Source organism: Vibrio splendidus (assembly GCF_002873455.1).
In the GTDB taxonomy this organism is placed as follows: domain Bacteria; phylum Pseudomonadota; class Gammaproteobacteria; order Enterobacterales; family Vibrionaceae; genus Vibrio; species Vibrio splendidus_J.
In genome coordinates this window covers 54,013-69,193 of record NZ_MCUN01000008.1, presented here as the reverse complement: position 1 = coordinate 69,193, position 15,181 = coordinate 54,013, and the positions used below count along the sequence as shown (strand labels likewise).

Here is a 15,181-nt window from a genome sequence, read left to right as displayed (position 1 = left end):
CGTTTCGCGTATATGATTACTTCTTATTAAGCTCAACCACTTCTTTGTCTAACTCTTCAAGCTTAGCAGCCATCTGCTCACGAGCGAGGTTAGCCAGTTGACGAACATTAGACTTATCGTAGTCTTCAGTGTTGATTGGTGGCAGCATTTCAACAATCACATGACCATTGTTCCAACGATTTAGCTTCACGCCACCTGTTGAACTGCACACGATAGGGATAATAGGCAAGCCCGCACCAATTGCAGCGTGGAAAGCTCCCGTTTTGAACGGTAACATACCACGGCCACGAGAACGAGTGCCCTCTGGGAACATCCAAACCGAAACATCGCTCTCTTTTAAACTCGTCACAACCTGATCAATTGTGCCTACTGCTTTGCTACGGTTAGCGCGGTCAATTAGAATATTGCCCGTCAACCAGTACAGCTGACCAAAAAGAGGCATCCACACTAGGCTTTTCTTACCCACTGTCACAACTTTAGGTGTTACCGCTGATGAAATAGTGAATAGATCCCAGCTGTTTTGGTGGTTTGCAACATAAACATGTTGGCCACGAGAGTAAGCATCTTCTGGGATACGAAGCTCTAACTTCATGCCAAAGATTTTCGACATACGACCAAAATAACGGCCAAAGGTAAATACGTGTTTTGGGTTACGTGGACTTAGTAAGCAGTAACCACACCCAAATACAAACATAAGAATCGCAAATATCGCCACTGCGAAAATACGTAATATTGCTATCATTTTGTTCCTCATCAACCGCCAAGTTGATTCATCTATTCGCACAAAATAGGCAATAGGTTCACTTGCGGTAAATACAACTATAAAAAAGCCGAAACCAAGGTTTCGACTTTTATGTTTTCATCTTACTGATTCATAAATCAACTAACCTAAGTTAGTTCGACTCACTAAATCGTGTAATGTTTGCGCCTAAGGCTGAAAGTTTATCTTCAATCTTATCGTAACCACGATCGATGTGATAAATACGGTCAACGATAGTTTCGCCTTGAGCAATACAACCAGCAATAACAAGACTCGCAGATGCACGAAGATCCGTTGCCATTACTTGAGCACCGCTTAACTTCTCAGTCTCACCACAGATCGCCGTGTTACCTTCGATTTCTGCTTTTGCACCCATTCTCTGTAATTCAGGAATGTGCATAAAGCGATTTTCAAAGATAGTCTCAGTGATAACGCCACTGCCCTTCGCCATCATATTAAGCAAAGTAAACTGTGCTTGCATGTCGGTTGGGAAACCCGGGTGAGGTGCTGTTACGATTTTCACCGCTTTCAGCTCACGATCTGTCATATCAAGACTGATCCAGTCTTCGCCAGTTTCAACTTTCGCACCCGCTTCTTCAAGCTTCGCTAAAGCAGCTTCAAGAAGATGAGCGTTAGTATTGCGACAAGTCACCTTACCGCCAGAAACAGCAGCTGCAACAAGGAAAGTACCAGTTTCAATGCGGTCTGCAACCACAGAGTGTTGACCACCACCAAGACGTTCAACGCCTTCGATAGTAATCGTGTCTGTACCTGCGCCAGAAATCTTAGCACCTAGCTTGTTTAAGAAGTCAGCCGTATCAACAATCTCAGGCTCGCGCGCTGAGTTGTCTAATACTGTTGTGCCTTCTGCTAGCGTTGCTGCACACATGATAGTAATGGTGGCACCCACACTTACTTTATCCATCACGATGTGCGCGCCTTTCAGACGACCATCAACACTTGCCTTCACATAACCATCTTCCAATACAATGGTTGCACCTAGCTGTTCTAGGCCATGGATATGTAAATCGACAGGGCGAGCACCAATTGCACAACCACCAGGAAGTGACACTTGGCCTTCACCAAAACGAGCCACTAGAGGACCTAAAGCCCAGATAGAAGCACGCATTGTTTTCACTAAATCATACGGCGCGCAGAACTCGTTGATTTCGCGGCCATCAACATGAACACTACCATTACGCGAAACTTTTGCGCCTAAACGCTTAAGCAGTTCCATCGTAGTATCGATGTCACGTAGGTGAGGAACATTACTTACTTCAACTGGCTCTTCAGCAAGGATTGAAGCAAATAAGATAGGTAGCGCTGCATTTTTTGCGCCTGAGATCGTCACTTCACCGCTTAGCGGTTTGTCCGATCCAATAACTCGAAACTTTTCCATCATAAACCTTAAAGTGACATCAGTTTCTTATCACGTTCCCACTCTTCCGGCGTGAATGCCTTAATAGAAAGAGCATGGATATCATTACGTTGAATGTATTCCACTAATGGGCCGTAGATTAGTTGCTGCTTCTTAACTCGACTCATGCCGTCAAAGCATTCATCAACCGCAACAACTTCGTAATGACTGCCTTCACCCTTCACGATAATTTCCTGAAGGTTCAGTGCCTCTGCCAATAATTCTTGTACTTTTGTGCTGTCCACAAATAGCTCCTGCCTAATTTTTTATGTGTTCTGCCATCATTGGCTGGATATTGCTCAATTGGAACAACGTTCGTAATTGTTCTGGCACGAAACTGAGCATTATATGACAGTTTTGATTTTTTGCATGCTCTAATAAGTGAATTAGCATCACCATTCCTGCTGAATCGACCCGATTTAAATGGCTAAGGTCAATTTCAACGCTCGATTCCGTCGTTTGCCACTTTTCCAATATACGCCAGATTGCAGGGACGCTATCTCGGTCTATATCCCCGAGAAGTTGATATTCTTTAGAGCTTAGTGCTTGCCATTGAGAGTGGCTCATTATTTACTACTCTCAAAACGAATAGGTTGTGCTGCGAGTCTCTCTAGTTCATCAGCAACAGTCAAGATACCTTCTTGACGAATCTTAGAATTCCACTCCGACTGCTTGCTCGATAGCAGGCTTATACCTTCGGCAACCATATCAAACGCCTTCCACTCGCCCGACTTCTTATCTTTGCGTAGCTTAAATTCAAGCTTAATGTTTGGTCGCGGCGTATCAATGATACTAACCTTAATACTGGTAATACGACTATCTGCTTTGATTTTTGGTTCTGGACCAAATTCAATCGTCTGATCTGTGTACTGAGTCAGTACTTGAGCGTAAGAAGAAACGAGATATTTACGGAATGCATCGATAAATACACGCACGTCTTTTCTATCCGCACCTTTTAAGTTAGGCCCTAAAAGCTTAAGTGCCGCATATTGAGCATTTACATAAGGCATCAACTCTTCTTCAACAATGACCTTCAACAACTCAGGGTCTTCTTGGATATTGTTTTGTTCACTCTTTAAACGATCAAACGCCACTTCAGCAACTTGCGTCATCATCTGATAAGGCTGAGTGCGATCAATCGATTCTGCTGCAAAAGCTTGAGCAGAAATAAGTGAAGCCATTGCTACCATAAACATTGATTTCAAGTAACCAATAGCTTTGAAGTGACTAATAGTTTTCAACATTATCTTATTCCTTAGCTTCGCTGTCATCAGAACCACCAACGCTATACAGCACTTGACCAATCAAATCTTCTAGCACTAGTGCTGATTTGGTGTCTTCAATAGAATCACCATCAACCAACATCTCTTCATCATCAAAAATGAAGCCTGGGACTAGACTGATGTATTGCTCACCGATTAAGCCAGACGTTAAGATTTGAGCACTAGAGGTATCTGGAAATTGTGAGTACTTCGCATCAATAGACAATTCAACAATAGGAAGGTAACTCTCGGTATCAAGCTCAATGCTTTTAACTCGACCGACAACGACACCACCCACCTTCACTGGAGAGCGAACTTTTAGACTACCAATGTTATCAAAGGTCGCTTTTAGACTGTAAGTATGGTTAGAACCTAAGCCTTTTACGTCAGCGACTTGAAAGATCATGATTAAGATTGCGCAAATTCCGACAATAACAAAAGTGCCGACCCATAATTCTAATTTTCGAGTTTGTTGCATGATTAATTCCCAAACATCAATGCGGTAAGAACAAAATCTAGCCCTAATACCGCTAGAGAAGAGTGCACTACAGTGCGTGTGGTTGCCTGACTAATACCTTCTGAGGTCGGCACTGCGTCGTAACCATTAAAAAGTGCGATCCAAGTTACTGTTATAGCAAAGACCATACATTTGATTGTGCTGTTACCAATATCTCGACCTAGCTCAACGGAAGACTGCATCGCAGACCAAAAACTGCCATGGTCAATGCCTTTCCAATCAACACCAACTAACTGAGCGCCCCAAATCCCAACCGCCATAAAGATCATAGCGAGCAGCGGCATTGAGATAAGCCCGGCCCAAAGGCGTGGCGCAATAATGCGTTTGAGAGGATCGACGGCCATCATCTCGAGGCTAGAGATCTGCTCGGTAGCTTTCATTAAGCCGATCTCAGCGGTTAACGCTGAACCTGCGCGGCCTGCAAATAACAACGCAGTCACCACAGGGCCCAACTCGCGTAAGAGTGAAAGCGCAACCATTTGCCCAAGGTTACCCTCAGCACCGTAATCAATTAATACGACATAACCCTGTAGGCTAAGTACCATGCCAATAAACAGACCCGAAACCAAAATAATAGCTAATGACTGAACACCAACGCTATAAAGTTGTTTAACGAATAAAGGGAAGTTCTTTAGTCTCGGAATGCCAAACAAAGCCCCAAATAACATCAGACTTGCTCGACCAAATGACTCACAGATCGCAAGTGTTCGCTTACCGACACCCGCAATAGCTTTAACAATCATATTAAAACAAATCCTCTTTTAAGCTCTTCGCAGGAAATCTAAACGGCACAGGACCATCCGCGTCACCTTGCAAAAATTGCTGTACTCTCGGGTCGCTATTGCTATACAACTCATCAGGCGTGCCAGCAGCAATGATTTTTCCATCAGCCATCAGATAAACCCAGTCAGCGATACTCATCACCTCAGGCACATCGTGAGAAACAACAATAGAGGTTAAACCCAAAGCTTGATTGAGATTACGGATCAGCTCAACCAAAACGCCCATAGTGATCGGGTCTTGGCCAACAAACGGCTCATCGTACATGATAAGTTCAGGATCCAATGCGATCGCACGAGCCAGTGCAGCTCGTCTCGCCATCCCACCAGACAATTCACTCGGCATCAATTGCGCAGCACCTCGTAACCCTACCGCTTCAAGCTTAAGTAATACGATGGTACGAATGAATTTTTCGTTAAGTTCAGTGTGCTCTCGCAGCGGGAACGCCACATTATCGAAGACATTAAGATCAGTAAAAAGTGCCCCCGATTGGAAAAGCATGCTCATTTTCTTGCGGGCTTGATATAACTTACGACGTGACAATGCAGGGATATTGTCACCATCAAACCAAATTTCGCCCTCATCTGGCGGTAATTGTCCGCCAATCAAACGCAGTAGAGTCGTTTTACCGATCCCTGACGGGCCCATGATTGCGGTTATTTTGCCTTGAGGCACCTCTAAACTGATGTCATCAAAAATAACGCGATCACCGCGTGAGAAGCTGAGGTTCTTAACTTTAACAAGCTCAGTGTTCAACATATTTTTGTTGTTTCCTTGCTTTAAAAAACGCCAATTATGGCTGCAATAATAATGAGTCTACTTTAGAATTAAAAGCACTGTTCAATTAATTATAAAAAACAGAAAATAATGGCAGGGATTTGAAAGCATTGAGAAATTCTTTGCTCGGCTACATTTCTTTATCACTAACTGGCAATTAATTTGTAGAGTGACTTCCCTTTTATCTAGCAACAAGTCAAAATTAGCGGTTAATTCTCCGTTTTTTATTAATTTTTAGGAATCATCATGCTTGAAGCGATTGCGTTTCTCATTATCGGTCTAGGTTTTTTGGTGTGGAGTGCAGATAAACTGGTCTATGGTGCCGCTGCTCTTGCTCGCAACTTCGGTATCTCACCACTAGTTATCGGTATGACAATTCTAGCAATGGGCTCTTCGGCCCCAGAAATGATGGTTTCTGCAACAGCCGCGCTTGACGGAAAAACAGATACAGCTGTAGGTAACGTTCTCGGTTCAAACATCGCCAACATCGCGTTGATTCTAGGTATTACAGCCCTTATCAAGCCACTATCTATTAGCTCTGGCGTGATTCGCCGTGAACTACCATTGATGATTGGTGTCACTCTACTAGCGGGCGCTTTGCTGTGGGACAACCATTTAGGATTCTATGAAGGTGTGTTGTTGTTTGTTCTTTTTGCCGCATTCTTATTTGCGATGCTGCAAATCAGCCGCAGCGAGAAAAAGAACGGCGATGCCTTCCTTGACGAGCAAGAATCTGAGGTTCCAGAAGGCGTAAGTAACCTTAAAGCCGCAATGTGGGTAGTGGTTGGTCTAATTATTCTGCCTTTAGCTGCCAATGTATTAGTTGATAACGCGGTTGTTATCGCGAAGTTCTTTGGCATGAGCGACCTTGTGATTGGTTTAACCATTATTGCCGTTGGTACAAGTCTGCCTGAGCTAGCAGCATCACTTGCTGGCGTAATGAAAGGTGAGGATGATATGGCCGTGGGTAATATCATTGGCTCGAACGTATTCAACATCCTTGCTGTTATGGGTATCCCTGGCATCCTCAACCCTTCCGTCTTAAGCGAGTTTGCTATGGGTCGTGACTTCTGGGTAATGCTAGGCGTATCGCTACTGCTTGTCGTCATGGCGTTAGGTAAATCACGCAGTGTGAATCGTATTGAAGGCGGCGTACTAATAGTGACATTCGTGGCCTACCAAGCTTACCTACTTATGAACATGTCAGCTTAATTATTGATTTAACTTCCCGTACTTGGAGTATTTAATGTCTCAGTCATTCGATTACCGCAGTGTTGCAAAGCAAGTTTTGGAAACCGAAGTTGCAGGTCTTACTCAATTGGACCAATATTTTAATGATGACTTTTGCAAAGCTTGCGACCTTATCCTAAACAACAAAGGAAAAGTGGTTGTGATGGGCATGGGGAAATCTGGTCACATCGGCAAAAAAATAGCAGCAACACTAGCAAGTACTGGGACATCCGCTTTCTTCGTACACCCAGGGGAAGCTGCGCACGGTGACTTAGGAATGATCGGGGCTGGCGATGTTGTGATAGCAATATCCAACTCTGGCGAATCAGGTGAAATCCTAAGCTTATTCCCGGTATTGAAGCGTTTGAACATCAAGATTATCAGCATGACAGGTAAGCCAGCATCAAACATGGCGACTTTGTCTGATATTCATTTACAAATATCAGTACCAGAAGAAGCGTGTCCACTTGGTCTTGCGCCAACAACCAGTACAACGGCTACCTTAGTGATGGGTGATGCATTAGCCGTCGCACTTTTACAAGCCAGAGGCTTTACTGCGCAAGATTTTGCTTTGTCCCACCCTGGCGGCGCTTTGGGTCGACAACTATTATTGAAGCTTGAAGATATCATGCATACGGGCGATGCACTCCCAGTGGTAGCACCGGAAGCATTGGTACGAGACGCTCTTTTGGAGATATCTCAAAAAGGCTTGGGGATGACGGCAGTCGTGGGTGAAGACGGTCTAATGGCCGGTATTTTTACTGATGGTGATTTGCGCCGTATCCTAGACAAGCGCATCGATATCCATGATACGCAGATCGGCGACGTGATGACGCTAAATCCGACGGTAGCAGAACCAAACATGCTCGCGGTTGAGGGTTTGAACTTGATGCAAGCTAAGAGCATCAATGGCCTAATGCTGTGCCATGAAGGCAAACTAGTCGGAGCGTTAAACATGCATGACTTACTGAAAGCAGGAGTAATGTAATGACACAGACAGTCGAAACTCTATACGGCACGGTAGATTCAGAAGTGTTTGCCGTAGCAAAAGAGATCAAATTGCTTATTTGCGATGTCGATGGCGTATTCTCAGATGGTCGCATCTACATGGGCAACAACGGTGAAGAACTGAAAACCTTCCACACTCGTGATGGCTATGGCATTAAGTCACTGATGAACGCTGGTATCGAAATCGCGATCATCACTGGCCGTAAATCTCAAATTGTTGAGAATCGAATGACCGCTCTCGGTATTAAGCTTATTTACCAAGGTCAAGATGATAAAGTTAAGGCCTATCAAGATATTTGCGATAAACTTTCAGTGAATCCTGAAAATACGGGCTACATCGGAGACGATCTGATCGACTGGCCTGTGATGGAAAAAGTTGGCTTGAAGGTATGTGTAGCAGATGGTCACCCACTGCTAGCAAAGCGTGCAAATTACGTGACAACCATTAACGGTGGTCACGGCGCGGTACGTGAAGTCTGCGACCTTATTTTACAAGCAAGAAATGAACTCGACGTGCATAAAGGTTTAAGCATATGAGTTTTACTCGTATTATCTATTTAATACTAATATTTATTGCCTCTTGGTCGACCTATTATCTGTTCGACAAAGAGCAAACTTCGACAATACAAGTAGCTCCAAATTTGGAGCTGCCTGCGTTTAGTGGCAAAAGTCTAAACAACATTAGCTATGACGAAAGCGGTATTCGTAGCTATCAAGTTGAATCGACGTATTTAGAACATTATTCAGTGGTTGGCGATACGCATTTTCAAAACCCGGTTCTTTCGGTATTCCGTGAAGGACACACTATTGAATGGCAAGTCACCGCTGATCGCGCGATTATGGATGAGAATCAAGTTGTCACTTTTTATGACAACGTCGTGGCAAAGAACCTATTGCCAGAAGCCAGCTTCGATACAATGACCACAGATAAAATGGTTGTTGAGCTGCCTAGCCGAGATTTTTATTCAGAGACTCCGGTCCACATGATCGGTACATTTTTTGAAACTGAGGGACAAGCAATGAAAGGTAACTTCGGTACCAACAATGCAACCCTCTTTAATTCTGTTCAAGGTAGATATGAAACTCTTACACCTTAGTTTATTCGCTTTGACCCTTGCGGCGCCTAATGTCTATGCCCTTTCTTCGGATAGCGAGCAACCTGTCTACATTGACTCAGACAGCCAGCAATTGGATATGAAAAGTAACCAAGTTACCTTCCTTGGTGATGTAAACCTTAAGCAAGGCAGCATCAATATCAATGCCGATAAGGTTATTGTTACCCGCAACGCCGTAAACGGTGAGATTGAAGAAATTCAAGGCTTCGGTAAGCAAGCAACCTTCTCTCAACTGACTGACGACGGGAAGACACTCTACGGTGAAGCTGACGACTTACATTACCAGCTTGTTGCCGACAAACTGATCATGACTAAGAATGCAATGCTATCTCAAGATGGCAGCATCATTCGAGGATCTAAGATCACCTACCAGATCGGCTCTCAAAAATTAGTCGCTGACAGTGGTGAAAACAAACGAGTGTCAACGGTTTTACAACCAACGGAAGTGAATAAGTAACGATGGCTGTTCTTAAAGCAAAAAACCTAGCGAAAACCTACAGCAAGCGTAAAGTTGTTACTGACGTAAGCTTGCAGGTAGAGTCAGGCCAGATCGTTGGTCTGCTTGGACCTAACGGTGCGGGTAAAACCACGTCTTTCTATATGATTGTTGGTCTGGTTGCGCGTGATGAAGGTACCATCAGCATTGATGACCGAGACATCAGTATCTTGCCTATGCATAGTCGCTCTCGCCTTGGGATCGGTTATCTGCCGCAAGAAGCATCGATTTTCCGTAAGTTGTCAGTTGAGAACAACATCATGGCCGTTTTACAAACCCGTGATGAGATGACCAATGAACAGCGTCAAGATAAGCTGGAAGACCTGCTGGAAGAGTTCCACATCCAACATATCCGCACCAGTAATGGTATGGCTCTGTCAGGTGGTGAACGACGTCGTGTTGAGATTGCTCGTGCTCTAGCAGCAAACCCGCAGTTCATTCTACTGGATGAACCCTTTGCCGGTGTTGACCCGATCTCAGTTATCGATATCAAAAAAATCATTGTCCACCTGCGCGATCGCGGCTTGGGCGTTTTGATTACCGATCACAACGTTCGTGAAACATTAGATGTGTGTGAAAAAGCTTACATCGTAAGCCAAGGACACCTGATCGCCGAGGGTACTCCTGAAGATGTTCTCAATAACGAACAAGTTAAACAAGTTTATCTAGGCGAACAATTCCGTCTATGATTATATAGAGAGTATCGAGAGTTCTAAGAATAATAACTAGGTAAGTCACACTGAATGAAACCCTCATTACAACTTAAGCTAGGCCAACAGTTAGCAATGACTCCTCAGTTGCAGCAAGCGATTCGTTTGTTGCAATTGTCTACTTTAGATTTGCAACAAGAGATTCAAGAAGCACTTGAATCTAATCCACTACTCGATGTCGAAGAAGGCAATGAAGACACGCCTACATCGGAAGAGAAACCTAGCAGTGACGAGAAAGAAACAGTTGAAGCCACAGAGCAAGATTTACCTGATAGCTCAGACTTAATCGAAAAGTCAGAAATTGGCAACGAACTAGAAATCGACACAACTTGGGAAGACGTCTACAGCGCAAACACAGGTAACACTGGTATTGCGATTGATGACGAGATGCCTGTTTATCAAGGCGAAACCACTCAAAGCCTACACGATTATCTACTTTGGCAACTCGACCTAACACCATTCTCTGAAACTGACCGAAGCATTGCTTTCGCGCTGATTGATGCCATTGATGACTATGGCTACCTAACCGTATCTTGTGAAGATATCCTTGAAAACTTCGATAGCGAAGAAGTAGAGCTTGATGAGATTGAAGCCGTCCGCAAACGAGTTCAGCAGTTTGACCCGCTGGGTGTCGGTTCAGTGAACCTACAAGATTGCTTGTTACTGCAACTGGCAACCTTTCCCCAGGATACCCCTTGGCTTAACGAAGCTAAGTTAGTACTTACTAGCCACATCGACCAACTCGGTAACCGCGATTACAAATTAGTCATCAAAGAAACCAAGCTGAAAGAAGCGGAACTACGTGAGGTTCTGCAGCTGATTCAGCAACTGGATCCTCGACCTGGCAGTAAGATTACACCGGACGAGACTGAATATGTGGTTCCTGACGTAACGGTATTCAAAGATCTTGGAAAGTGGTTAGTCACCATTAACCCTGATAGCGTCCCTAAGCTGAAAGTAAATCAGCAATATGCCGCTCTTGGTAGCAAGGGCAGCAGCGCAGACAACCAATTCATTCGCTCAAATTTGCAAGAAGCAAAATGGCTAATCAAAAGCTTAGAAAGCCGAAATGAGACGCTACTCAAAGTTGCGCGATGCATTGTTGAACATCAGCGTGATTTCTTCGAACATGGCGAAGAAGCGATGAAGCCAATGGTTCTGAATGATGTTGCGTTAGCCGTTGATATGCATGAATCCACGATTTCTCGTGTGACGACTCAAAAGTTCATGCACACGCCACGTGGTATCTTCGAACTCAAATACTTTTTCTCAAGCCATGTCAGCACTGACAATGGCGGTGAATGTTCATCTACAGCAATTCGCGCACTCATTAAGAAGCTTGTCGCAGCGGAAAATACCGCTAAGCCTCTAAGTGACAGTAAGATTGCTGCTTTACTGGCTGACCAAGGAATTCAGGTAGCTAGACGTACCATAGCAAAATACCGTGAGTCTCTGGGCATTGCCCCATCGAGTCAGCGTAAACGCCTGCTATAAGCTAGTTTCGTTAGCTATTTAGTTAACGACTAATTTAGTTATAACTTGGCAACCAACTGAAAAGGAAAGTCTATGCAAATCAATATTCAAGGCCATCACGTTGATCTTACCGATTCAATGCAAGACTATGTTCGCACTAAATTCGACAAACTTGAGCGCTTCTTTGATCATATCAATAGCGTTCAGGTTGTTTTAAAAGTTGAGAAAATCAATCAAATCGCGGAAGCTACCCTGCATATAAATCAAGGGGAGATACATGCGACAGCAACAGATGAAAGCATGTATGCAGCGATTGATTCATTGGTTGATAAACTCGTTCGCCAACTCAACAAGCACAAAGAAAAGCTAAGTAGTCACTAACATGCAATTAAGCGAAGTACTTTCATTGGACTGCACCAAAAGTGCAGTCCAATGCACAAGCAAGAAAAGAGCCCTTGAACTCATCAGTCAAATCGCAGCAGAAAGCTGTGGTCAAGATTCAACAGAACTGTTTGAGTGCATGTTGAGCCGTGAAAAAATGGGCAGTACTGGTATTGGTAATGGCATCGCTATTCCTCATGCTCGTATGAATGTCAGTGATAAAGCGATAGCTGTATTACTGCAATGCCAAGACCCAATCGAATTTGATGCGATTGATAATCGTCCTGTTGACCTACTGTTTGCCCTACTTGTTCCAAGTGAACAGTGCAAGGAGCATCTAAAAACCCTTTCATGTATGGCAGAACGACTTAACGACAAGCAGACTCTTAAACAGTTGCGTAATGCTCAAAGCGATCAAGAGCTTTACGACATCATGATCCAAGTGCCAACTTGCGAGCAATAACATGCGATTAATCGTTGTGAGTGGCCAATCTGGGGCCGGTAAAAGTGTTGCGTTAAGAGTCCTTGAAGACTTGGGGTATTACTGTGTTGATAATCTTCCAGTAAACCTGCTCAGCGACTTCGTCGAATCGGTACGCGAGATCAATCAAAACGTCGCTGTTAGCATTGATATTCGCAACTTACCGAAAGAACCGAAGTTAGTTACAAAGACACTAGAACAACTAGAAGCCGCCACAGATATTGATGTGAACGTGTTGTTTCTAGACGCAAGTAAGCAAACGCTGCTCAAACGCTACAGCGAAACACGTAGAATTCACCCTTTATCGATCGGTCAGGAAAAGTTATCTCTTGAGCAAGCGATTGATTTAGAAAAGACACTCCTAACACCTCTCGCAGAGCAAGCCTGCATTGTGATTGACAGCAGTGAGTGCAACCTCTATGAACTGAGCGAAAAGGTTCGATTTAAAGTTGAAGGCAAAGAGAAGCAAGAGCTGATCATTGTCTTTCAATCTTTCGGTTTCAAATACGGACTACCAAGTGATGCTGACTATGTGTTTGATGTTCGCTTTTTGCCAAACCCTCACTGGGAACCAGCACTACGACCATTAACGGGTCTTGATGCACCCATTCACTCTTTTCTTGAAAAACACTCAGAAGTTCTTGAACTCAAGCAGCAAATCCAAGGCTTTGTTGAACAGTGGTTGCCAATGTTAGAGAAGAATAATCGCAGCTATCTAACGGTCGCGATTGGTTGTACTGGCGGTAAACACCGCTCGGTTTACCTAACTCAGAAAATTGGTGAATACTTCGAACAACTTGGCCATCAAGTTCAAATCAGACACGCCTCCCTAGAGAAGCACCAACAGGGCTAACCATGGAATTAACTCGAACTGTACTGATCCAAAATCGCTTGGGTCTTCACGCTAGAGCAGCCGTAAAATTGGTTGAGCTTGCACAGAGCTTTGATGCAACCATCACTATCCATAGTGAAGAAGATAAAACGGCAACAGCAGACAGTGTGATGGGGCTACTTATGCTGGAGTCGGCGCAAGGGCAACACATCACCATCCAAGCCGCAGGCACCGATTCACAGCAAGCGCTTGATGCCGTTTGTCACCTAATTGAAGACCGGTTTGATGAGGGCGAGTAGCAAAAACGCTTCACTCACAACCTCTAAAACTCAAACCACGCATCAACCAATATTAATTCTTAGTTCTACCTAAGTTAATGATTTAAATAAGCCCCAGAATTAAGTTACTATTCCAAGCATTGTTAGAATAATGAGATAGGAGGAAAATATGGCAGAGCAATTAGAATTCGACCAAGCTCACCAAACCCTCCAAGAAGTCAGCGAAGCCCTAGAAAACGGCCGATTTGTTCACGTACGCCGACAACTTCAGGATATGGAACCTGAGGATATTGCACACCTTTTAGAAGCCTCCCCTCGCAAAAGTCGTGACGTACTCTGGCAACTCACCGATCCAGAAGACTACGGTGAAATTCTTGATGAACTAAACGAAGACGTCAAAGATGCTCTTGTGTCGAAAATGGCACCAGAGACCTTGGCAGAAGCAACCGAAGGCATGGAAACCGATGACGTCGCGTACGTACTTCGAAGCCTACCTGACGATGTTTCTCGCGAAGTCCTTTCTCAAATGGACTCCGTTGATCGTGCTTTAGTTGAAACCGCACTATCGTACCCAGAAGATTCAGCGGGTGCGTTAATGAATACCGACGTAATCACGATCCGTGGTGATGTCGATGTTGAGGTCGTATTGCGTTATTTGCGTATGCGTGGTGAATTACCTGACGCTACCGATGCATTATATGTTATCGATGACGACGAACGCCTCATTGGTAACCTATCGCTCAGCACACTAATTACGACTCAGCCTGATGTGTCTGTTTCCGAAGTGATGGAAGATGCCGACGAAGCGATCGCGGTCGAAACTAGCGCCTCTGATATTGCTAGCCTATTCGAACGTCGTAATTGGGTTTCTGCACCAGTGGTCGATAGTAATCAACACCTTGTCGGTCGTATCACTATCGATGACGTGGTTGATGTCATTCGTGAAGATGCCGAGCACTCAATGATGAGTATGGCGGGTATGGACGATGACGAAGATACCTTCGCTCCGGTCGTAAAATCCGCACGTCGTCGTAGTGTGTGGTTAGGCGCAAATGTTTTGGCAGCACTCGCCGCAGCGTCTGTGTCTAACATGTTTGAGGCGACACTGAATGAGATGGCAGCCATCGCTGTTTTGATGACCATCGTACCATCCATGGGCGGTGTTGCTGGTAACCAAACCGTCGCTCTAGTCATTCGTGGTTTAGCACTTGGTCACATCGGTGACAGTAACAAGCGCGAACTACTACTCAAAGAAGCCTCTATCGGCTTCCTTAACGGCATTCTATGGGCCGTTATCATTGGCGGTATCGTGGTTGCTTGGAAAGGCAATTGGATCTTAGGAGGTATTATCTCGGCGGCGATGATGACAAACTTGATTGTCGCGGGTATTGCCGGTGTAACCATTCCTGTGATGCTGAAGAAGATGAATATCGACCCTGCACTTGCGGGCGGTATGGCATTGACCACAGTAACCGATGTGATTGGCCTATCGGTGTTCTTAGGCTTAGCTACGATACTCATCTAAAGCGTACTTATCTAACTCATACTTATCTAGTGTGAATAAACAGATAGCTGATTTTAAGATAGAACGCCGAATACAAAAAAGGGAGCTCAAGGCTCCCTTTTTAATACGTCAGATTTAAGCTTCAGGTTTGAGCTTCAGA

20 protein-coding genes are annotated in these 15,181 nt (G+C 44.4%); 12 read left to right on the top strand and 8 right to left on the bottom strand.

Annotated features, from left to right (window positions below):
• Positions 1-16: 16 nt before the first annotated feature.
• The 8 genes from BCU75_RS06725 to mlaF all read right to left on the bottom strand — a co-directional run bounded on the left by BCU75_RS06725 (position 17) and on the right by mlaF (position 5,495).
• Positions 17-742 (bottom strand): 1-acylglycerol-3-phosphate O-acyltransferase, encoded by a 726-nt coding sequence (locus BCU75_RS06725; protein ID WP_076675843.1) that lies wholly within the window; start codon positions 740-742, stop codon positions 17-19.
• A 151-nt stretch (positions 743-893) separates the two neighbouring features.
• On the bottom strand, positions 894-2,159 hold the full coding sequence (gene murA, locus BCU75_RS06720) for a UDP-N-acetylglucosamine 1-carboxyvinyltransferase (RefSeq protein ID WP_076675846.1): 1,266 nt from the start codon (positions 2,157-2,159) through the stop codon (positions 894-896).
• Positions 2,160-2,167: 8 nt separating this feature from the next.
• On the bottom strand, positions 2,168-2,422 hold the full coding sequence (gene ibaG / locus BCU75_RS06715; protein ID WP_017073431.1) for a BolA family iron metabolism protein IbaG: 255 nt from the start codon (positions 2,420-2,422) through the stop codon (positions 2,168-2,170).
• Between the two features lie 13 nt (positions 2,423-2,435).
• Complete coding sequence (locus BCU75_RS06710) at positions 2,436-2,744, bottom strand: STAS domain-containing protein (protein ID WP_076675853.1); 309 nt, start codon at positions 2,742-2,744, stop codon at positions 2,436-2,438.
• Entirely contained in the window at positions 2,744-3,373 is a 630-nt protein-coding gene (locus BCU75_RS06705) for an MlaC/ttg2D family ABC transporter substrate-binding protein (RefSeq protein WP_241903923.1), read from the bottom strand. Before BCU75_RS06705 ends, BCU75_RS06710 begins: the two co-directional genes overlap by 1 nt.
• A gap of 52 nt (positions 3,374-3,425) precedes the next feature.
• A complete protein-coding gene (gene mlaD / locus BCU75_RS06700; protein WP_102465198.1) occupies positions 3,426-3,917 on the bottom strand; it encodes an outer membrane lipid asymmetry maintenance protein MlaD in 492 nt (163 codons plus the stop codon).
• Between the two features lie 2 nt (positions 3,918-3,919).
• The gene (gene mlaE / locus BCU75_RS06695) at positions 3,920-4,699 is read right to left on the bottom strand and encodes a lipid asymmetry maintenance ABC transporter permease subunit MlaE (protein WP_004735312.1); all 780 of its coding nucleotides are present in this window, start codon (positions 4,697-4,699) and stop codon (positions 3,920-3,922) included.
• A 1-nt stretch (position 4,700) separates the two neighbouring features.
• Positions 4,701-5,495, bottom strand: coding sequence for a phospholipid ABC transporter ATP-binding protein MlaF (gene mlaF, locus BCU75_RS06690; protein WP_102473307.1), 795 nt, complete (start codon positions 5,493-5,495; stop codon positions 4,701-4,703).
• A 264-nt stretch (positions 5,496-5,759) separates the two neighbouring features.
• Between mlaF and BCU75_RS06680 the strand changes: the two genes are divergently transcribed.
• From BCU75_RS06680 to mgtE, 12 genes are all read left to right on the top strand, one after another.
• Positions 5,760-6,725: a calcium/sodium antiporter gene (locus tag BCU75_RS06680; RefSeq protein WP_076675859.1), complete on the top strand. Its 966-nt coding sequence runs from the start codon at positions 5,760-5,762 to the stop codon at positions 6,723-6,725.
• Positions 6,726-6,759: 34 nt separating this feature from the next.
• The gene (locus BCU75_RS06675) at positions 6,760-7,731 is read left to right on the top strand and encodes a KpsF/GutQ family sugar-phosphate isomerase (protein ID WP_017080888.1); all 972 of its coding nucleotides are present in this window, start codon (positions 6,760-6,762) and stop codon (positions 7,729-7,731) included.
• Positions 7,731-8,288: a 3-deoxy-manno-octulosonate-8-phosphatase KdsC gene (kdsC, locus tag BCU75_RS06670; RefSeq protein WP_004735307.1), complete on the top strand. Its 558-nt coding sequence runs from the start codon at positions 7,731-7,733 to the stop codon at positions 8,286-8,288. Before BCU75_RS06675 ends, kdsC begins: the two co-directional genes overlap by 1 nt.
• On the top strand, positions 8,285-8,848 hold the full coding sequence (gene lptC, locus BCU75_RS06665; protein ID WP_102465201.1) for an LPS export ABC transporter periplasmic protein LptC: 564 nt from the start codon (positions 8,285-8,287) through the stop codon (positions 8,846-8,848). Before kdsC ends, lptC begins: the two co-directional genes overlap by 4 nt.
• On the top strand, positions 8,829-9,323 hold the full coding sequence (gene lptA, locus BCU75_RS06660) for a lipopolysaccharide transport periplasmic protein LptA (protein WP_076675862.1): 495 nt from the start codon (positions 8,829-8,831) through the stop codon (positions 9,321-9,323). Before lptC ends, lptA begins: the two co-directional genes overlap by 20 nt.
• A 2-nt stretch (positions 9,324-9,325) precedes the next feature.
• Entirely contained in the window at positions 9,326-10,051 is a 726-nt protein-coding gene (gene lptB / locus BCU75_RS06655; protein WP_004735304.1) for an LPS export ABC transporter ATP-binding protein, read from the top strand.
• Positions 10,052-10,105: 54 nt separating this feature from the next.
• A complete protein-coding gene (locus tag BCU75_RS06650; RefSeq protein WP_076675863.1) occupies positions 10,106-11,566 on the top strand; it encodes an RNA polymerase factor sigma-54 in 1,461 nt (486 codons plus the stop codon).
• A 72-nt stretch (positions 11,567-11,638) separates the two neighbouring features.
• Positions 11,639-11,926 carry a ribosome hibernation promoting factor gene (hpf, locus tag BCU75_RS06645; RefSeq protein WP_004735302.1) on the top strand — a complete coding sequence of 96 codons (288 nt, stop codon included), beginning with the start codon at positions 11,639-11,641 and terminating at the stop codon, positions 11,924-11,926.
• Between the two features lies 1 nt (position 11,927).
• Entirely contained in the window at positions 11,928-12,389 is a 462-nt protein-coding gene (gene ptsN / locus BCU75_RS06640; RefSeq protein ID WP_004738707.1) for a PTS IIA-like nitrogen regulatory protein PtsN, read from the top strand.
• 1 nt (position 12,390) lies between these two features.
• A complete protein-coding gene (gene rapZ / locus BCU75_RS06635) occupies positions 12,391-13,260 on the top strand; it encodes an RNase adapter RapZ (RefSeq protein ID WP_102473306.1) in 870 nt (289 codons plus the stop codon).
• Positions 13,261-13,262: 2 nt separating this feature from the next.
• Positions 13,263-13,538, top strand: a complete 276-nt coding sequence (locus BCU75_RS06630; protein ID WP_004735299.1) for an HPr family phosphocarrier protein — start codon at positions 13,263-13,265, stop codon at positions 13,536-13,538.
• A gap of 148 nt (positions 13,539-13,686) precedes the next feature.
• Entirely contained in the window at positions 13,687-15,042 is a 1,356-nt protein-coding gene (gene mgtE / locus BCU75_RS06625; RefSeq protein ID WP_017089958.1) for a magnesium transporter, read from the top strand.
• Positions 15,043-15,181 lie beyond the last annotated feature (139 nt).